At 69.1% G+C, this 19,014-nt stretch carries 18 protein-coding genes; 6 read left to right on the forward strand and 12 right to left on the reverse strand.

The window, feature by feature from the left end:
• Window positions 1–24: 24 nt before the first annotated feature.
• The gene (locus VM306_RS40070) at window positions 25–2,040 is read right to left on the reverse strand and encodes an NACHT domain-containing protein (RefSeq protein ID WP_325524704.1); all 2,016 of its coding nucleotides are present in this window, start codon (window positions 2,038–2,040) and stop codon (window positions 25–27) included.
• A gap of 185 nt (window positions 2,041–2,225) precedes the next feature.
• Window positions 2,226–2,414 carry an antitoxin gene (locus tag VM306_RS40075; RefSeq protein WP_325524706.1) on the reverse strand — a complete coding sequence of 63 codons (189 nt, stop codon included), beginning with the start codon at window positions 2,412–2,414 and terminating at the stop codon, window positions 2,226–2,228.
• A 198-nt stretch (window positions 2,415–2,612) separates the two neighbouring features.
• On the opposite strand from VM306_RS40075, the gene VM306_RS40080 reads away from it, so the two are divergent.
• The gene (locus VM306_RS40080) at window positions 2,613–3,317 is read left to right on the forward strand and encodes a peptidylprolyl isomerase (RefSeq protein WP_325524709.1); all 705 of its coding nucleotides are present in this window, start codon (window positions 2,613–2,615) and stop codon (window positions 3,315–3,317) included.
• Here the strand turns inward: VM306_RS40080 and VM306_RS40085 are convergent.
• The 6 genes from VM306_RS40085 to VM306_RS40110 all read right to left on the reverse strand — a co-directional run bounded on the left by VM306_RS40085 (window position 3,314) and on the right by VM306_RS40110 (window position 9,957).
• The gene (locus VM306_RS40085) at window positions 3,314–3,856 is read right to left on the reverse strand and encodes a helix-turn-helix domain-containing protein (RefSeq protein ID WP_325524711.1); all 543 of its coding nucleotides are present in this window, start codon (window positions 3,854–3,856) and stop codon (window positions 3,314–3,316) included. The two genes, VM306_RS40080 and VM306_RS40085, sit on opposite strands and share 4 nt — an antisense overlap.
• 104 nt (window positions 3,857–3,960) lie before the next feature.
• Entirely contained in the window at window positions 3,961–5,121 is a 1,161-nt protein-coding gene (locus VM306_RS40090; protein WP_325524713.1) for an acyl-CoA dehydrogenase family protein, read from the reverse strand.
• A gap of 1 nt (window position 5,122) precedes the next feature.
• The gene (locus VM306_RS40095) at window positions 5,123–6,208 is read right to left on the reverse strand and encodes a CoA transferase (RefSeq protein WP_325524715.1); all 1,086 of its coding nucleotides are present in this window, start codon (window positions 6,206–6,208) and stop codon (window positions 5,123–5,125) included.
• Window positions 6,205–7,323: a Glu/Leu/Phe/Val family dehydrogenase gene (locus tag VM306_RS40100; protein WP_325524719.1), complete on the reverse strand. Its 1,119-nt coding sequence runs from the start codon at window positions 7,321–7,323 to the stop codon at window positions 6,205–6,207. Before VM306_RS40100 ends, VM306_RS40095 begins: the two co-directional genes overlap by 4 nt.
• An 8-nt stretch (window positions 7,324–7,331) precedes the next feature.
• Complete coding sequence (locus VM306_RS40105; RefSeq protein ID WP_325524817.1) at window positions 7,332–8,471, reverse strand: FAD-binding oxidoreductase; 1,140 nt, start codon at window positions 8,469–8,471, stop codon at window positions 7,332–7,334.
• 1 nt (window position 8,472) lies between these two features.
• Complete coding sequence (locus VM306_RS40110; protein ID WP_325524721.1) at window positions 8,473–9,957, reverse strand: aldehyde dehydrogenase family protein; 1,485 nt, start codon at window positions 9,955–9,957, stop codon at window positions 8,473–8,475.
• Window positions 9,958–10,039: 82 nt separating this feature from the next.
• On the opposite strand from VM306_RS40110, the gene VM306_RS40115 reads away from it, so the two are divergent.
• Window positions 10,040–10,957 carry a LysR family transcriptional regulator gene (locus tag VM306_RS40115; RefSeq protein WP_325524724.1) on the forward strand — a complete coding sequence of 306 codons (918 nt, stop codon included), beginning with the start codon at window positions 10,040–10,042 and terminating at the stop codon, window positions 10,955–10,957.
• An 88-nt stretch (window positions 10,958–11,045) separates the two neighbouring features.
• Window positions 11,046–11,693 carry a HEAT repeat domain-containing protein gene (locus tag VM306_RS40120; protein WP_325524727.1) on the forward strand — a complete coding sequence of 216 codons (648 nt, stop codon included), beginning with the start codon at window positions 11,046–11,048 and terminating at the stop codon, window positions 11,691–11,693.
• A 4-nt stretch (window positions 11,694–11,697) separates the two neighbouring features.
• Here VM306_RS40120 and VM306_RS40125 read toward each other — a convergent pair whose 3' ends face one another.
• From VM306_RS40125 to VM306_RS40135, 3 genes are read right to left on the reverse strand one after another with little or no spacing between them, the layout of a single operon-like run.
• Window positions 11,698–12,183: a DUF664 domain-containing protein gene (locus tag VM306_RS40125; RefSeq protein ID WP_325524729.1), complete on the reverse strand. Its 486-nt coding sequence runs from the start codon at window positions 12,181–12,183 to the stop codon at window positions 11,698–11,700.
• Window positions 12,184–12,195: 12 nt separating this feature from the next.
• On the reverse strand, window positions 12,196–13,575 hold the full coding sequence (locus tag VM306_RS40130) for an ArnT family glycosyltransferase (RefSeq protein ID WP_325524732.1): 1,380 nt from the start codon (window positions 13,573–13,575) through the stop codon (window positions 12,196–12,198).
• A gap of 28 nt (window positions 13,576–13,603) precedes the next feature.
• Window positions 13,604–15,190, reverse strand: coding sequence for a thiamine pyrophosphate-binding protein (locus tag VM306_RS40135; protein ID WP_325524735.1), 1,587 nt, complete (start codon window positions 15,188–15,190; stop codon window positions 13,604–13,606).
• A gap of 165 nt (window positions 15,191–15,355) precedes the next feature.
• Between VM306_RS40135 and VM306_RS40140 the strand changes: the two genes are divergently transcribed.
• The 3 genes from VM306_RS40140 (at window position 15,356) to VM306_RS40150 (ending at window position 17,382) form a co-directional block, all read left to right on the forward strand.
• Window positions 15,356–15,709, forward strand: a complete 354-nt coding sequence (locus VM306_RS40140) for a PLDc N-terminal domain-containing protein (protein ID WP_325524738.1) — start codon at window positions 15,356–15,358, stop codon at window positions 15,707–15,709.
• Between the two features lie 200 nt (window positions 15,710–15,909).
• Window positions 15,910–16,728 (forward strand): hypothetical protein, encoded by an 819-nt coding sequence (locus tag VM306_RS40145; RefSeq protein ID WP_325524741.1) that lies wholly within the window; start codon window positions 15,910–15,912, stop codon window positions 16,726–16,728.
• Between the two features lie 42 nt (window positions 16,729–16,770).
• Window positions 16,771–17,382, forward strand: a complete 612-nt coding sequence (locus VM306_RS40150) for an ANTAR domain-containing response regulator (RefSeq protein WP_325524744.1) — start codon at window positions 16,771–16,773, stop codon at window positions 17,380–17,382.
• Here the strand turns inward: VM306_RS40150 and VM306_RS40155 are convergent.
• A complete protein-coding gene (locus VM306_RS40155) occupies window positions 17,363–18,775 on the reverse strand; it encodes a hypothetical protein (RefSeq protein ID WP_325524746.1) in 1,413 nt (470 codons plus the stop codon). The genes VM306_RS40150 and VM306_RS40155 overlap by 20 nt on opposite strands.
• Window positions 18,776–19,014 lie beyond the last annotated feature (239 nt).

A 19,014-nucleotide genomic window follows, 5' to 3' on the forward strand; every position in this document is an offset into this window, starting at 1 on the left:
GTACGGCCCGCGGGTCGGGAAGGTTCAACGGCGCGTGGCCCGGACCAGCGCGGTCGGGTCGCACGCCGCCAGGTGGTCGCGCAGCGCCACGTGGGCGAAACGGTAGTCACCGTCCACACGGGTGAGCAGCAGGCGGTCCTGGGCCAGGTGCAGCAAAGCCTTGCGGCGGAACGACAACTCGCCCAGGGACAGAGGACGCGTGACTCCCTCGGCGGCGACTTCGGCGAGCGCGTCGAACGGCCAGACGTAGTCACGGGCGGCCGTCGGCGTCACCAGCAACCCCAGCGCCACACCGAGGGCGGTGCCCCACGAGCCCATCGTGCCGAGCCCGCCCAGCAGACCGGCCATGCCGAGAACCGGGACGGCGGGCTGAATCCACCACGGCCGTCCGAGTCGCATGCGTTTCTGTTGTGCCGGTCGCACCGTGCGCCACACACGCCCCACGGCCGCAGCGAAAACGCCGCCCGCCACGCCGGCGGAAAACCCGATCCCCATGCCCGCCAGCACCACGTAGGGGCCTGTCCAGATCATCGAGGCAGCCGGTGCGGCGGCGATCAGCACGGACCACGGAATGGGCGCATCGCCCGGAACGAAACCCAACGCCAAGAAGAACGACGCCACCACCACGAACCCGTACGCCACGGCGTACGGCCACGGTGTCCCGATCTCGCCGAGCCACACACCGGCGAGCCCGACCACGAACCCTCCGACCACACCCGCGAGGAACGCGAGCGCTGCGGTGATGATCCCGTGGGCGCGACCGGGCGGGTGGAAGACGTTCGGCAGTTTGTTGACCAGCACGAGCAACGCCGAAGCCGCGACGACGAACACCAAAGCAGGCCACAACCCAAAGCGCACGCCGGTCAAAAACGCCACTGCACACACACCGCCGGCGTATGCGGCAGGTACCGCGCGTACGAACAGCAACCACAACGGACGGGTCGGCAGCAGAGGAAGCCACGCACGGCGGTGAGGCATGTGCACGGGCGCACCGAGGTCCGGTCTGTCCAACCGGGCCAGGAACTTCAACGCACGGATCGTGGGACCTGCGCCTCGTTGGCCGGAAAGCCGTTCCACCACGAAGGACCCCACGAAGTCGGTGCCGATCGTGTCGACCTGCTTGTCCAGGTGCGTCAGTGCCAGCAGGTTCAACGCCAGCGGCGAGTCCAGCCGTTCCCAGATCTCCGGCGTCAGCGCCGATTCCAGGCTGTCGAGGCGGGGACTGACCGACGCGATGTACTCGAGCACCTGACCGCGGGACAACGGCTCGACGTACACCGTCGGCAGGTTGTCGATGGGATCCGTCGAACACACGACTGACGCGAACGGCGCGAGCTCGGACTCGCAGTGCGCCCGGTCGACGCGAGGCACCTCGTCGAGGCCGTCGATGAGCACGGCCACCCGCTCGCGGCGCAACCAGATCGTGCCCGCAGAGCGGCTGATGCCGTAACGGCGGTTCATCTCGCGCAGCAGCCACGAGGTGAACTCCGTCGGCTTGCGTGTGCCGTACGCACGCCACGTCGCCAAGTCCACGACAACGGGAATAGGTGCCTCGGGGTCGTTGCGCGCACGCTCGACCAGCACCAGGCACAGCTCGCGCAGCAACGTCGAACGACCGCTGCCGACCGGGCCGACGAGGACCACGGTGTGGCCGAGCCGGTCGTAGATGGCTTCCAGGTTCGAATAGGACAGCGTCTCGCCGTCGACGCGCACCGAGAGCTTCGGCTGCCGCAGCACGCCGAGCTTGATCTGGGTCTGCGCGGCCAGCGAGGAGGCGAGCAACGCCTTCACCCGCGACTCGACACGTTCCAGGGCGGCGGCGCGGTTGCTGGTCTCGTGGCCCCGGACGCGTTCCCAGAACGCGAGACCCACCGCGACGAGCACCATCACGCCGACCGCGGGCCACAGCCACCGGCCGAACTCGCCGAAGAACTCCGGTACGGTCCCGCCGGTGCTCACGCTGATGGCCGCAGGAAGCAGCAGGACGACAGTGACCAGGCACAACGCGGCCAGTGCGGTCAGCCGTGCCGCTCTTGTCACCCCGCTCGGATCCACCTTCACCTCCGCGATCCCGGCGAACGACGGTAACCGTGTCGCCGGGATCGCGGAAGTGACTCAAGACGCGTGTGCGCCCGCAGGCGCCAATCGTCCGATCAGGGGTAACTCACACGCGAACCAATCGCATGCGCAGCCTCACGGACCCACGCCGGGTGTGACTCACTCGGCTACTGCTGGCCGCCGAAGTTCTGAAGGCCTTCCTTGAGCTTGTCCTCGCCCTGGTCGATGTGCTCGGTGTGCTTGCCGCCGGTCTTCTCGTCGGCGAACTGGCCCGCGCGTTCGACACCCTGGTCGACCTTGTCGCCGTGCTCGCCGACCAGGTCCTTGGCCTTGTTCTTCAACTCGTCGAAACCCATGACTGCATTACCTCCCTATGCAGTCCGGGTACCCCGTCTCGATTCCGATACACGTCGCTGGATCGAGTGAAGCGCGGCCATGGGGCTCGCTCGAGACGAAAGCAGGACCGCAATCTCACGGCGCCGGACCGAGAACATCGGCGACCGAGTGATCGGTCAAACCTTGCCGGGGCACCACGGGTCGGCTAGGAAGCGCGCATGAGGCGAATCGCAGCTGGTCTGGCAGTGGCGGCAGTGGCCGTCGGACTCATCACCACCCCGGCCGCGTCCGCGCAGCCCGAAGCGCAGCACGGGGCCCGTCCCGACTGCGCTTACACCGCGACGCCGGACGAACCCGCCGCGCGCCCGGTGTCCATCCCCCACGACCCGTGGTTCACCAGGGGCAAGGTGAAGGTGAAGGTGAAGACCGGCCAGGGCGACATCCCGCTGGTGCTCGACCGCGCCAAGGCGCCGTGCACCGCGCACAGCTTCATCCACCTGGCGCACCGCGGCTTCTACAACCAGACCGAGTGCCACCGCCTCACCGCGTACCCGACGCTGAAGGTGCTGCAGTGTGGCGATCCCTCCAACACCGGTGAGGGCGGCCCCGGCTACAAGTACAAGGACGAATTGCCGACCGACCTGCAACCCGCGCCGAACGACCCGACCGGTCAGCGCCGCATCTACCCGCGCGGCACGCTCGCCATGGCCAACGCCGGCCCGGACACGAACGGCTCCCAGTTCTTCCTCGTGCAGTCGGACTCGGTCCTGCGCCCGAACTACACGGTGTTCGGCCAGATCCTGCCCGAGGGCCTCAAGACCCTGGACAAGATCGCGGCCGGCGGCATCGCGGGGGAGAACCCGCAGGACGGCCGCCCGAACGTGAAGTCCGAGCTGAAGTGGGTGCTCCCGCTCGGGATCTAGTGCGAGGCCCAGCCCGACAACGCACCGTAGAACGCGTCGGAGAGCCGCCGGACCACCTGCTCGTCGGGGAGTCCGGCGGTCTTCGTGAGGTCCATGATCTCGCGCGGGTCGAACAACGAGTTGTGCAGAAACCGTGCCACGTTCAACAAGGTGTCCGGCAACGCCAGTTCGATCAGCACCCCGCGCAGCGCCCTGTCCCACGCGCCGCACGACAGCGCGGTCATGGCGTCCGCGGTTTGCAGACGCTCCAGGAACCCGCGCTGCGAACAAAACCGCACTATCACCGGGCCGTGCACGTTCTGCAGCTTCACCCAGCGCGTGGCCTGGTGCTCGAAAAGTTCCTTGCCGTTCTTGCGGCATCGTTCGCCGTGTTCCGCCAACGACGCTATGACGTCCTCGTGGTACGCCGTCACAAGCGCTTCCACGGACGCGAAGTGGCGATACGCCGTCGCTTGCGAAAGCGCCGCCTCACGCGCGATCGACTGCATCGTCGCCGTTGCTGGTTCAGCCCGCAGGACGTGCGTCGCGGCATCCAGCAATCGCTTGCGGTTGCGGCGCGCGTCACTGCGGCTGCTTGTCTCGTCCGGCAGAACGTCCTCCCACCCGCGAACCCCCAGTGTGGGTTGCAGGATAAGGCGAACGTTCAGCGGAACGAGGCGATTCCGGTCAACGCGTGGCCGATGGATAGCAAATGGATGTCGGAAGTGCCCTCGTAGGTCAGCACGGATTCCAGGTTGTTCGCGTGACGCAGCGGCGAGTACTCCGAAGAGATGCCGTTGGCGCCGAGGATCGTGCGGCTTTCCCTCGCGATCGAGATGGCCGCCTCGACGTTGTTGTACTTGCCGACGCTGATCTGCTCCGGCTTCACCGTGCCGGCCTCCTTGAGCTTCGCGAGGTGCAACGCGAGCAGCATGGCGTTGTTCACCTGCACGGACATGCTCGCGAGCTTGCGTTGCGTCAGCTGGAAGGCGGCGATCTGCTTGTCGAACTGGATGCGCGTACCCGAGTAGCGCAGCGCCGCCTGCAACGAATCCCGTGCCGCGCCTACAGCGCCGAACACGATCCCGAACCGCGCCTCGTTGAGGCAGGAAAGGGGAGCGCGCAGGGAAGTCGCGAGCGGTAGCCGCGCGCTTTCCGGCACCCGCACGCCCTCCAGGATCAACTCGGATGTGACGGACGCTCGCATTGACAGCTTGTTCTTGATGTCCCGCGTCGAGAATCCCGGCGTGCCCCGGGGAACGAGGAATCCGCGAATTCCTTCACCGGTCCGCGCCCACACGGTCGCCACGTCCGCCAGACCACCGTTGGTGATCCACATCTTGGTGCCGTCGAGCACCCAGTCCGCGCCGTCGCGCACGGCACGCGTGCGCATGCCCGACGGGTCGGAACCGAAGTCCGGCTCGGTCAGCCCGAAGCAGCCGATCGCCTCACCGGCGGCGAGCCGCGGCAGCCACTCCTGCTTCTGCTCCTCCGAGCCGTACTTCCAGATCGAGAACATCGACAGCGAACCCTGCACCGACACGAAGCTGCGGATCCCGCTGTCCACCGCCTCCAGCTCCAGGCAGGCGAGCCCGTACGCCAGCGCGGACGTCCCCGCACAGCCGTAGCCCTCGAGGTGCATACCCAGCACCCCGAGCTTGCCTAGCTCCCGCGCCAGTTCGCGCGGCAGCACGCCCTCCTCGAACCAGGACGCGATGTGCGGCCGCACGTGGTCGGCGAGGAACGCCGCGACGGTGGCCTGGATGTCGCGCTCCTCGTCGCTCAGCAACGACGGGATGTCCAGCAACTGCAACGGGTCCTGCACGTCACTGCTCCAGCTTCGGCGGGCGCAGCCGGTAGGTGACCGGCGTGCGCGACAGGCGGATGGGGTTCGCGACCAGTGTCATGTCGCCGATCGTCGCGGTCGGGCCGAGGTCCAGCGACTCGGCCAGCGCGAACGCGTGCGCGACGTCGTTCACCGGGCCGCACGGCACGCCGAGCGGCGTCAGGGTCTCGAACCAGTGCTGCGCGGGACGCGTCCGCAGCCGAGCCGAAAGGACCTCGAACAGCTCGTCGACGTGCTCGACCCTGTCGGAGTTCGCGACGAACCGCGGGTCCGTGGCCAGCTCCGGCACGTCCAGCACCGAGCACAGCCGCCGGAACTGCCTGTCGTTGCCCACGGCGAGCACCATCGGCTGGTCGGCCGTCGGGAACACCTCGTACGGCGCGATCGACGGGTGCCGGTTGCCCATCGGCTTCGGCACCGCCCCCGCCAGCGTGAAGCCCGCGCTCTGGTTCACCATGCTGGACAGCAGCACCGTCAGCAGGTCCAGCTCGACGAGCTGCCCCTGCCCGGTCGCCTCCCGGTGCCGCAACGCGGCCAGGATGCCCACGCACGCGTGCAGCCCGGTGAGGACGTCGACCAACGCCACACCGGTCTTCACCGGCTCGTACGGACCGGGCCCCGTCACGCTCATCAACCCGCCCACGGCCTGCACGAGCAGGTCGTAGCCGGACAGGTCCGCGCCCTTGCCCGAACCGAACCCCGAGATCGAGCAGTAGACGAGGTCGTCACGCCCCAGCGACTCGTAGTCCAGCCCGAACTTCTTCATGGTGCCCGGCTTGAAGTTCTCGACCACCACGTCCGCACGCGCGATCAGCTCGCGCGCCTTCTCCCGGCCCGCCTCGGTCGACAGGTCGATCTGCACGGACGTCTTGTTCCTGTTGACGGACAGGAAGTACGTCGCCTCGTCCTCGTAGTGCGGCGGACCCCACGTGCGGGTCTCGTCGCCCCTGCCGGGCTGCTCCACCTTGACGACCTCGGCACCGAGGTCGCCCAGCACCATCGTCGCGTACGGCGCCGCCAGCACCCGGCTGAAGTCGGCGATCACCACGCCTTCGAGCGAGCTCATGCGACCCGCCCCCGCAGCTTCATCGCGGCCAGCACGCGTTCCTGCGCCAGCTCGCGCGCAGCCGCATGCGTTGTCATGCCACGGCTTCTCGCCTCGGCGACGACGTGCACCGCGTTGGTCCTCAGCTTCGAAGACACGGCGTCCAGCACCGTCACGGGGTTCACCGGGAACGCCGAGTACCGCGCGTCCATCCCGAACGCCGCCGCGATCACGCCGCCGGCGTTCGCGATGAAGTCCGGCACGACGGTGACCCCGCGTCTCGCGAGGACCTCCTGCGCCGCAACGGAAGTCGGCAGGTTCGCACCCTCGACCACCAGGGCGGTGTCGAGCTCACCCGCGAGATCCGCGTCGATCACGTCCTGCAGCGCCGCCGGCACCAGCACGTCGCACGGCACCCGCAGCTCGGCGCCGAGCTCGCGGACATCGCCGTACTCCTTCACCGCGAAGTCACCGAAGCGGCTTCGCAAGCTCAGCAGCCGTGCGACATCCAGGCCGTTGGCATCGACCAACGCCCCGTGCACCGACGAGACAGCAACGACGACAGCGCCGAGTTCGGCGAACCGCTTCGCCGCCGCGGCACCGACCGCACCGAAACCCTGGATGGCGACGCGCTTGCCGCGCAGCTCCACCAGTTCGTCCGCCACCTCGGCCACGCCGAACCCGGTGACGCCCAGCTCGTCGTACGGAAGACCGCCGAGTTGAGCCGGTGCGCCCATCATAGCGCCGCGGTCCGACAGTTCGTCCTGGACGATCGCGGCGTCCCGTTCGGTGAGGCCCATGTCGAGCCCGAGCACGTACTCGCGCGGCACCTCGTTGGTGAGCTTGCGAGCGAACGCCCGCAGCGCTGATTCCTTGCCGGGAGAAGAAGGATCGAACATGATCCCCGCCTTGGCGCCGCCGAAGAACAGGTCGACGCCCGCCCACTTCCACGTCATCACGCGCGCGAGACGGGCGATCTCCGCGACCGTCACGTGCGGGCTCATCCGCGTGCCGCCCTTGCCCATTCCGCGCGCGGTGTTGTCGATGACGAGCACACCCTTCATGCCGGTGCGCCGGTCGGACACGCAGACGACCTTCTCGGGTCCCCACTCGTCCATGAGCTGAAGAACGTCCATCACTTCCCTCACACGCGGTTGAGTTCGGGCCGCGCCTGGCCGGCGGCGAAGCGGGAGGCGTCCAAAGCGGACACGTCGACGAACGGCTCGCGGCCGAGCACGAGGTCGCGCACGACCTCGCCGACGGCCGGGCCCTGCAGGAAACCGTGCCCGGAGAAACCGGTGGCGTAGAAGAACCTTCCGGCCGAGCCGATCAGCGCGTTGTGGTCCGGCGTCACCTCGTACAGCCCGGCCCAGCCGTTGCGCACGCCCACGTCGAGCAGCCTCGGCGCACGCCTGGCGATCGCCTCGGTGAGCCGCGGCAGCCACGCGTCGGACATGTCCAGCTTGAAGCCCGGCGTCTCGTCCGGGTCGGACATGCCGAACAGCAGACCGCGGCCCTCGCGGTGGAAGTAGAAGGTGCTGCCGAAGTCGATGGTGAACGGAGTCACCCGATCGTGTAGCTCCGGCATGGGTCCGGTGAACATGACCTGCCGTCGGAAAGGAGAAACCGGCAGGTCAACGCCCACCATCTCGCCGATCTCCCGCGACCACGCACCCGCCGCGCAGACCACAGCCGGCGTCGAAACCGCTCCCCGGTCGGTTTCGACGCGAAAAGTGTCGGACCCCGTCCCTACGATCGATCTCACGGTGGTTCTGGTGCGGAAGCGGGCACCGAACCGGCGGGCCGCGGTGGCATAACCGAGGACGACGGACTCAGGCGTGCAGTGCCCGTCGTCCGGGGAGAAGGCCGCCGCGAGCAGGCCGTCCGCTTCCACCAACGGCGACAGCCGCCGGGCTTCCTCGACAGTCAGCATCTGGCTGGGCACGCCGAGGGAGTTCTGGAGGTCGACGTTGCGCTCGAACGCCGTGACGTGGTCCCGAGAGGAAAGGAGGAACAGATAGCCGACCTGGTGCAGATCGATCTCCTGCCCGGGCCGCTGTGGAAAGCGCTGGAACGCTTCGAGTGACCGGGCGCCGAGCCTGATGTTCAGCTCGTCGGAGAACTGGGCGCGCACTCCCCCCGCAGCCTTGCAGGTGGAGCCGGACCCCAGCTCATCCTTCTCCACGACTACAACATCCCGGACGCCTGCCTCAGCGAGGTGAAAGGCAACGGATGTGCCGATCACCCCGCCGCCGATGACGACGACCTCCGCCTGGCTGGGCAGCTCAGGCGAGGCGGAAGTCAAGGTTCGCCTCGATCGCGAGAGTGTCCATCTGCGCTTTCTGCAGCTTCCCTGAGTGGTCCCAGTTCATGGACTGCCAGCGGGTGAACTGGTCGAGCACCCACACGCCCGACTGCCGGGAGCCGTTGCCGCTCTTGCCGTTGCCGCCGAACGGCAGGTGCGCCTCGGCCCCGGACGTCGAGTTGTTGACGCTCACCATCCCGGCGGAGATGCCGGCGCGGAACCGGAAGGCCTTGTCCGGGTCCGTGGTGTAGATCGAGCACGACAGGCCGTAGCCAGGCCTGTTGCCCAGCTCGATCGCCTCGTCCAGGTCCGAGTACTTCATGACGCCGACGATCGGGCCGAACGTCTCCTGGAGGAACAGCTCGTCGTCGGCACGCACACCGGAAACGATTGCGGGGTGGTAGAAGAAGCCGTTCTCACCGGTGAAACCGTTGCGCGGGCTGGAGGCCGTGATGCGGCCGGTCGGGCCGTGCACCGAGTGGTGCTCGCCGATCCAGCCGAGGTACTTCTCGTACGCCACCGCGAACTTCTCGTCCAGCAGTGGTCCGTAGAGGACATCGCCGGTCGGGTCGCCCACGGTGGCGGCGGACACGGCCTCGACGAACCGGGTCAGGAACTCGTCGTACACCGACTCGTGCACGATCGCCGTGCCGAGCGAGGTGCAGCGCTGACCCGCGGAGCCGAAGCCGGCGAACAGCGCGCCCTGCACGGCCAGGTCCAGGTCGGCGTCCTCGGTGACGACCATCGGGTTCTTGCCGCCCAGCTCCAGGCACGGCGTCTGGAGGTGGCGTCCGCACAGCTCCCCGATCCGCACACCGACCTCGCTGGACCCGGTGAAGCCGACCTTGTCGACGAGGCCCTGCCGGAGCGACTGCTCCAGGCCGTCGAACGTCTCCGAGCCCTCGGCGAAGACGATCTCGAACACGCCGGCCGGGAGGCCGGCCGCCTGGAACACGTCGTAGAAGGCCTGGGCCGACGCGGCGGAGTACTCGGCGGGCTTCCACACGACCGAGTTGCCGCACAGCAGCGCCGGGACGATGTACCAGGACGGTACGGCGACCGGGAAGTTGCCGGCGGTGATGATCGCCGCGGCGCCGACCGGGTTGCGGAAGGTGAAGAGCTGCTTGTCGGGCATCTCGGACGGGACGGTCTGCCCGTAGAGGCGCCTGCCCTCGCCGACGAAGAAGTCGCAGGTGTCCACGATCTCCCGCACCTCGCCGCGTGCCTCCGCGATCGGCTTGCCGATCTCGCGGGTCACGAGCTGGGCGAGCGGCTCGGAGTTCGCCTCGACGAGCCTGCCGATGTTGCCGATGACCTGACCGCGCACGGGTGCGGGCACGCGGGCCCACGCGCGTTGTGCCGCCTTCGCCCGCAGCGCTGCTTCGACGAAGGTGCGGCTGGTCCCGAGCTCGATCTCGGTGACCACGTCAGAGGTGTTCGCCGGGTTCGTGGAGACATAGGGCATGCGCTCCACCCTGGTGTCCGCCCAGTGGCCGCGCCAGAGGTCGCAGACTGAAACCTGGCGACGTCGAGCATAAGCTGTCCTGGTGCTCAACCCGGTTCATCTCCGCACGCTCGTCGAGGTCGTGAAGACGGGGTCGTTCGCTGAGGCGGCACGCCGGCTCGGCTACACGTCGTCGGCCGTGTCGCAGCAGATCTCGGCGTTCGAGCGCGCCGTCGGTGTGACGCTCTTCGAACGGGAGGCGCACTCGATCAGGCCGGCCAGTGCCGCTCTGATGATCGCCGACCGCGGTGGTGAGCTGCTCGCGGCGTTCGACGGGTTCGAGCACGAGGTGAAGGCGATGGTGCAGGGGCTGCGAGGGCGTCTGCGGATCGGCACGTTCCCCACGGCCAGCTCGCGGGTGGTGCCCAGGGCGTTGGCGAGGCTGTCGGCGGACCTGCCGGACGCCGAGATCCGCCTGGACGAGGCCGAGCCGGACGACGTGCTGCCGCTGGTGCTGACCGGTGAGCTCGACCTGGCGCTGGTCTACGCCTACGACCTCGTGCCGCGGACCTGGCCGGAGGAGCTGACCGTGGTGCCGTTGCTGGACGAGTCGCTCCTCGTCATGGTGCCGGTCGCGCACCCAGCGGCGAAGAACAACGTGAAACTCGAAGATCTCAAAGATGAACGCTGGATCGCGTCGCGTGACGGCACCGCGGGAGCAACATGTCTCACGCGGTTGTGCGCCGCGGCGGGATTCGCGCCAAGAATTGCTTTCCGAAGCAATGATTACGAGGTCGTGCAATCACTCGTGGCGGCCGGTGTCGGGGTCGCTCTCGTGCCCGCGCTGGGGTACAAGGCGTTGCCGGGTACGCACGCGATGCAGTTGCGTCACAAGCCTTTGCGCAGGCACGTGCATGTTGTCCACCGCACCGCGAATACGAACCCGCTGTTGCGGGACGCGGTGAGCGCTCTCCAGGAGGTGTGCGAAAACGCTGTGGGCGACTACACGAGTCGGCCATGATGGGGAAATGGGGGAACTCAGCAGCGACGGGGCGCTGGCTGGGACGGGGGACTGGGGTTCACCGGATCAGCGTGCCCACATCAGGAATTTGATCGAGAGCACCGAGCCGGGTGTCGAGGAAATCATCCTGGACACCCTTGATGACGCGGGGCCCGTGCGTCCGCTCCTCTGCCGGGTGCTGGCCGAGCGCGATCCCGACCGCGACCCGCAGTTCGCGCTCCGGCACTTCTACGCCGAGACCGACGGCCCGGTCCGCCGGTGGCTCGGCCAGGAGGTGTACCGCAGCCCGTGGGTGTGGCTGTACGGCATCACCAGGCTGCACCGCGCCAAGCCGGTCGAGCGCATCGCGCCGGACGCGACGCACTGGCTGGCCACCCGCCGTCAGATCGCGGTGACGGCCCTGGGTGACACGGCTGATCCGGCCGCTCTGCCGCCGGTCGTCGGCCGTCTGCGCGACTCGAAGTGGTGGGTGCGCAGCCAGGCGGCGGCAGCGGTACGCCGGTTGGCGTGGTCGGGCGTCCGCGTCGTGAGCGCGTCCGAGCCGTTGCTCAGGTGCCTGCAGCACGACCGCCAGGAGGTGATCGAGCAGGCTGCCGCCGCGCTGGCGTTTCCGGCCTTGCGCGAGCGGCTGGTGTGGTCGCGCGCCACCTTGATGCCGCTCGCCGGTGCCATCGTCGACAACGCGCTCGACGGTGTGGTCGCGCCGCTCACGCCGTTGTGGCCCGGCGAGAGGTGAGCGGCTACTCGCCGGTCTGGCCGTCCGCGAGCTCGCGGAGCAGGTCCAGGTGGCCCACGTGCCGGGCCGTCTCCTGGGCCACGTGCGCCAGGATCCAGCGGACGGTCCGTTCGCCGTCCGCGGCGTCGTCGTCGGGCTTGCGCTGTCGTAGTGGCTCCGCGTTGGCCCACTCCTCGCGATAGGCCTGGATCAACGACTCCGGGGTGTCGCTCTCCGCGAGGTCCCACGACGGGTCCGGATCGCCCTTCCACAGGGAGGGCAGCTCCAGGCCCGCTCCCGCGATGCAGAGCCAGTACCGCTCCACCGCCACGAGGTGCTTGAGCACGCCGAGCGCCGTCAGTCGCGGCGAGGTGGCGATGGGTGCTGCCGCGGCCTGGCCGCGGGTCAGCCCGTCGACCTTCATCACGGCGGTCTTGCGCAGGAAGTCCAGGAACTCCCAGGCGAGCACGGCTTCGTCGTCGGCGTGGTTCGTGGGCCAGGTTCGAGTCACCGGGTGAGTCTGTCAGTAGTAGCGGCGCAGCTGTGGCCAGGCTTCCTCCCAGGACCCAGTTGGTGCCGTGCACGCCCATATCTCCGTGCCGTCTTCCTCGTTCTCCACGACGTTGTTGTGCTGTGCCAAGCGTTTGCAGTCTGTGAACGGCGGGGTGTTGAAGCCGACGAGGAGCACCTTCTCGCTCGGGGTCTGGGGTGGTCCCCAGTCGTAGAAGGACATGTGGCCGGAGTACACGGGGATCTGCGTGTAGGTCTGGATCGCGCCGGCCTGGCCGTAGTTGCGGGTGATGACGACGGGGCGGTCGTTCTGCACCCAGGCCTTCTCGACGGTGTCGGCGAGCTCGCGCCAGCCGACCTGTTCGCCCTGTTCGGGATTGACGGCGAGGATCGGGCCGAGGGCGCTCGGCGGCAGGATCGGCAACGAGCCGATCAACGCGGGAACGACGCTCAGCGCCACGAGCACGCCGCCGAGCGTCCGGCGGCGCTGCAGCCATTCCTGGCTCTGACGGGCGCCCGCGGCCACCAGGACGAGCAGGAGCGGCACGGCGTAGTAGGGCTTGCCGCCGGCGATCAGGCACAGCACGCACAGGATCGGGTAGGCGAGGGCCAGCGAGCGGAAGGCCCTGTCGCGCCAGAGGGTGCGGAAGCCGGCCACCCAGACCGGCACCAGGAGCGGCGACAGCATGACCAGCTGCATGGGCAGGAACAGGACGCGGTTCTCGGTGCCGTCGTCCTCGCTGATGCCGCGAGCAACCGTGAGCAACGGGAAGTCGTGCATCGCCTGCCACGCCAGCACAGGTGTGGCGATCACGAGGCTCAGCGCCGCTCCGATGGGGAGCCACCACGTGCGCAGGACGTCACGCGGGCCGACCGCTGCCAACGCGATCGCCAGTGCCGCCAACAGCAACAGCAGCAGCCACTTGTTGGCCAGGCCGACGCCTGTGGTCGCGCCCAGGGCCAGCCACCAGCGTCCGTCCCGGGTCTTCAGCAGCATGACCGCGAAGTAGCCGATGAGCACCCAGATCACCAGGTCGACCGATGCCGTGGAAAGCATGTGGGCCACGGCCAGGACGAAGGTCGACGTGGCGGAGGCGGTAGCGGCGAACACCTCACCGCCGCCGAGCTCCTTCGCGATGAAGGCGACCACCACCGTTGTCGCAAGTGCGAGAAGTGTTGCCACGACACGAAGACCGACGGGCGTCTCGCCGAACAGCTCGACCGCGGCGCGGGCGAGCATCGGGGTGATCGGCGGCTGGTCGACGTATCCCCACGCGGGGTGCTTGCCGGCCGCGATGAAGTAGAGCTCGTCGCGGTGGAAGCCGTACCGTCCCGACAACGCGGTCAGCACCACTGCCTGCACGGCGAGCACGATCCCCAGACCACGTCTCATGGCCGGACGGTACCGAGCGACCAGCTGATCAAGTGGCGTTTCTGCGGTACCAGCGGGGTGAGGTGGTGATCGGCGGTTCGAGGCTCGCCTCGACGACGATCATGGCGGGCCCGGTGGCGTTCGCCAGCGCGTCCGCGAGCCCGTCGAAGCCCTTCAGCGCGACCGCCGGGATGCCGAAGCTCTCCGCGAGCTTCGCGAAGTCCGGCCGCGCCAGGTCCACGCCGGTGATCGCGTGCCCGGCGACCCGCTGGTCGTAGCGCAGCATCCCGTAGCCGCCGTCGTCGACGAGGACGATCGTCAACGGCAGGTTCTCCTGTTTGAGCGTCGCGAGGTCCCCGCACGCGAACAGGAAGCCGCCGTCGCCGACCACGGCGATCGTCCCGCGTTCGACGGCCGCGCCGATCGCCGCCGGGAAGCCGAAGCCGAGCGTGCCCCAGCCAACCGGGTAGGCGAGGCCGCGTTCCCTGGTGACGTGGTGGAAGCCGCCGATCCAGTAGCCGGGGATGCACATGTCGGCGACGATCGTGGCGTCGGTGCCTTCGAGCGCGTCCAGCAACGTCACGGCTTCGGGGGAGTCCGCCTCCGCGAACGCCCGCACTTCGGCGTTGACCGCGCCGACGTCGACGACGGTCTCCTTCTCACCCACGACGGCCACGAGTGCGGCGGTGACCGCGGCGGCATCGCCTTCGACCGTGACGTCGGCGGGGTAGTTCTTGTTCGCGTCGGCTTCGTCGACGTTGATGGCCAGCAGCGCGGGTGGCTTGGGCTGCAGCCAGTTCTGCGTCATCATGCCGTCGAGGTCCGTGCCGACCGCGATCACGAGATCGGCCTCGTCCCACAGCTTCCCGACGGGTGGCGCGTGCACAGGACCGCGCACGACCCAACGGCTGTCCGTCAGCCCACGCGCGCCGTACGTGGTGACGATCGGTGCTTGCAGCTTGTCCGCCAGGTCTCCCACCGCGGCACCAGCTCCGGACCGTGCCGCACCGCCGCCTGCCCAGATCAGCGGCCTCTTCGCCTGATCGATCAACGCACGGGCGTCGGCCAGGTCGGGGACGAGGTGCGCTTCCTCGATCTTCTCCACCCCGTGACGCGGGACGTCGGCGGAAAGGAAATCCGTTGGCACACCGAGATAAACGGGTCCGTGCGGACTCCGCATGGCCTGCTGGGCGGCCTTGTCGGCGTACGCACCCAGCTCCTGCGCGGCGGGCACGTCGAACGACGCCTTGGTGACCGGCCCGAACATCGACTTCTGGTCCCGCGTCTCGTGCAGCACACCCCGGTGGACGCCGGGGCGCCTGAGCGTCGAGGGAATGTCCGTGGCGACCACGAGCACCGGACTGCCCGACGCCCAGGCCTCACCGGTCGCGCCGAGCGTGTTCGCCGCGCCGGGGCCGGTGGTCACGACAGCCACACCAAGCTTGCCCGTCGTCCGTGCGTAGCCATCCGCCGCGTAGACCGCCGTCTGCTCGTGGCGCACGCCGATCATGCGGATGCCGGGCTGCGTGCGCAGCGCCTCCCAGACGGCGAGGTTGTGGACGCCGGGCAGGCCGAACACGACCTCGACGTCGTGCGCGGCCAGCACTTCCAGCAAGCTCTCGGCACCGTTGGGCATGGACCCGACGCTAAGGGCTGCTTACTGCCCGGACAACGGGCGCGCAGCAGCTCTGGCGCTGAGCCCCATCTGCGCCGTGTCTCGGAGGCTTTTGCCGCAAATGCCGGGTGGAGCGGGCAGGCCGGTGCCACGATGTGCGGCGACCGTGCGACCTGGGGGTGGGGGATGCTGTACTTCGGTGGGCTGTTCGGAGTGCTGATGCTGGGCCTGGTGATCTTCGCTGTCGTGGACGTGATCACGACCGACGACGGATCCGTTCGCAATCTGCCGAAGTTGCTGTGGCTTCTTCTGGTTCTGCTGTTCCCGTTGGTGGGTTCCATCGCGTGGTTCGTGGCCGGTCGTCCGGTGGGAACCGGACGTGCGCGCTCCAGCGCGTTCGAACGCGCTGCGCCTTCCTTTCCCGAGTACGACCGGCCGGGACGGTTCTCCGCGACCGATGCCGCCGACGACGAGGAGTTCCTCCGGCGCTGCCGTGAGCGCGCGGAGGAACAGCGGCGCAAAGGACGCGAGAACCAGTGAGGAAACCAGGTGCGCCGGTCCGGTAACGTGGTCAGCGGCGTCCGAGCAGACGTGAGGCTGGAGCCGCTCCCCGGCAGTGGGCGGCACTCTCCGCCGCAGTGTTCAGCAACTCCTGCTCGCCGAAGCGAACCGACCACGTAGACGCGTGCACGTGCGTCCTTGTCTTGCCGAGCCGGGCGGCGGAAACGAGGACTGCTGTCATGGCACGTCTGTCCATCACGGACCAGCTCGCCGATCTGCGGCGCGCCTACACGGGCGAGAACCTGTCCCAGGCGGTCCCGGCCGTCCGCGAGGGGGAACCGCTGCCCGCCGCCGCCACCGAGGCGCAGCGGCAGCTCGAGGCCAAGGTGCTGCTGGCGGCGTGCACCGCCGCCAGCGTGCTCCAGCTGATGCCGCCCGTGAGCATCGTCAGGCCCGCCCACGTGTTCCGGACGGTGGAACCGGGGGAGCCCCTCAAGCTGCACCTGCGCGACAGGGCTCTGGGCCCGCTGCTGTTCGAGCTGCTGCCGCGCACCGAGGACGGTTTCGGCATGGGCGTCGCGGGCCTGCGGCACCAGCAGTACCGGCGCTCGTCCGAGCTGACCACCGGCGACGCCGCGGTCGTTCTCGTCGGGATTGACGAGAACGCCTGGGACCTCGGCATGCGGTACGTGCGCTGGATGCACGAGTTCCGCGGCTTCGAGTACACCGATGGCGGCGGCAACGACGACGACGTCGGGAAAGCGGCCACTGGGAGCGCCCTGCTGCGCCGGGTACACCTGTGGCATGACGCGAGCTGGCTGCGGGCGCTTCCGATGGGTGAGGCCTGGTTCGTCGAGTGGGCCGGCGGTCCCGCCGAGGCGGAGATCCGCGACCGGCTCGGGCACCCGGAGTTCGGCACCTCCGAGCAGGTCGCCCTCCGCCGCATCGACGCGCCGGCCGAGAACGTCGACGAGGGCATGCGGACCTATCCGTGGCCGGAGGAGTTCGTGTCTGCCGTCACGGCGGCTGAGCCTGATCAGGGGCCTGACCGCAGGTAGACTCCCCTTTCGCCCGCAGGAACGATCGTCAGGAGGACCCCGGTGACCCAGCAGGCTGCCGAGGCCCAGTCCGAAACCACGCGCAAGGCACCCCGCGTGCTCGTGGCGGAGGACGAGGCGCTGATCCGCCTCGACCTCGTGGAGATGCTCCGCGAGGAGGGCTATGACGTGGCGGGTGAGGCCGCTGATGGTGAAGAGGCCATCAAGCTCGCGAGTGAGCTCAACCCCGATCTCGTGATCCTGGACGTCAAGATGCCCAAGGTCGACGGCATCGAGGCGGCGCAGCACATCGCGGGCAACCGGATCGCGCCGGTCGTGATCCTCACCGCGTTCAGCCAGCGAGACCTGGTCGAACGCGCCCGTGACGCCGGTGCGATGGCCTACCTGGTCAAGCCGTTCGCCAAGCGGGACCTCGTGCCCGCGATCGAGCTGGCGATCAGCCGGTTCACCGAGCTGGCGGCGCTGGAGCAGGAGGTCGCGGGGCTGACCGAGCGGCTCGAGACGCGCAAGGTCGTGGAACGCGCCAAGGGCGTTCTCATGACCAAGCAGGGTCTGAGCGAGCCGGAGGCGTTCCGGTGGGTGCAGCGCACCGCCATGGACCGCCGCACGACGATGAAGGCCGTCGCAGAGGCCGTCATCGAGAACTTCGGCTGAGTTCCAGCCACACGGAGTCCGTCTGCCGCCCCGGATCCTCGGGGCGCAGGCGGACTTCGACGTTGTGGCTGCCTTTGAGCGAGATCTTCAGCTCGTGCCGGCCGCCGACACCACCGGGTACCGGCAGCGTCGCGGCGTGACCGCTGTCCACGTACACCTCAAAGCCCGCCACAGGCGCCACTGATCGTGCGGAGGTGGCGTCCAGGGTGATCACCAGCGTCGCCTCGTTCGGGGCCACAGCGATGAACTGAGCGGTCATCACGGGCAAAACGGGCGGGGGCTCGGCAGGGGCGTTCTCCATCTTCACCGGGGAGCGGCCCGGCACCTCCAGGTAGCTCTCCAGCACCTGGGCCTGCGACGCGCCGGGCATCCGCAGCACGAACGGCGTCAGCGCGTCCGGTCCCGCCTGAGCGAGCAGCTCGCCCGGCAGGTCGCCGACGACGGTCAGCTCGCCGCCCTCCGCCGCGGACCACCCGCTCACCTCCGGCCGCAACGGCACCCGTGCCGACCCGAGCTGCGCGACCAGTGCGTTCAGGTCACCGCCGTCGCCGATGTGCACCGTGGCCCGTAATCGCGCTGATGGAGCTCCACGCAGCGGTGCGCGCGCCACGCCGATGCCCGGCGCCTCCTCCTCGGGCTCCAACACGCGCAGCGTCCCCGCCACGAGCGGTGTCTCGATCACCTCGTCCACGGGCTGAAGCGGCCCGGAGATGCCGACCGCGTCGATCTCGACCCGTCCGGGATAGCTGGGCGGCGGGGTCACGCCGATCAGCACGCTCGCCTCGCGCCACCGCGGGACGACCGGTGACGTGGCGACTTGGGCGCCGTCCTGCAGAACGCGCACACCGGAGCGTGTCAGCACTACTTCGAACCGGTGCATTACGCCCGCACCGCGCTTGCCGGGCGCTACGGAGTCGTCCACCACCACGCGCACCGCATCTGCCGGAGGTACGGGTCCGAGACGATCAGGGGTCCCCGGCACGAGGTCGAGCACGAGCTTGCCGCGCGGTCCGGCGGCATCCGTCACGACGGCCACCCGGCCCAGTTCGTCCGACTCGTCCAGCCGCAGCGGCGTCCGTGCGCGCAGCACCGCGGCGTCGTCCCCGCACGGCATGTCGAGCACGAGGCGGCCGCCGGAGCCGGAGGACGGGTTCACGCACCCGCGACGGCCGCTCAGGTGGTATCGGCGCTCCAGGAACGTGTCGTCGAAGTCGTCCAGGCCCCCGGCGAACGCCCGGCGCCACGAGTCGTCGCCAGGTCGCTCATCCGCACGAACGGGTGAGGAACGCTGACCGAAAGCGTCGACCGTGCGCACTTCGGGCCGCCCCGACCCCGCGATTTCCGGCGTGGCGACGAGCCTGCCGCCGACGTCGTACCCGGCGGCGCCGCTCACGGGTGTCCATTGGACCCGCCCGTCGTTGCTCCAGACGGAGGACGGTGGTTCGGGCTCAGCCGGTTGAGACGGCAATGTGATGAAATCCGCCGCGTACTGTGTAAGTCGGACGGGCTCTGAACTGGGCTTTTCCGGTGGTTCGCCGGTCTGTCGCAGCACCAGCACCGCCGTGATGAGCACGGCGGCGGAGCAGACCAGCGCGATCACACGACGACGCGGAGTCATACGCCCACGTTATG

This window comes from Lentzea sp. (genome assembly GCF_035525475.1).
Lineage (GTDB): Bacteria > Actinomycetota > Actinomycetes > Mycobacteriales > Pseudonocardiaceae > Lentzea.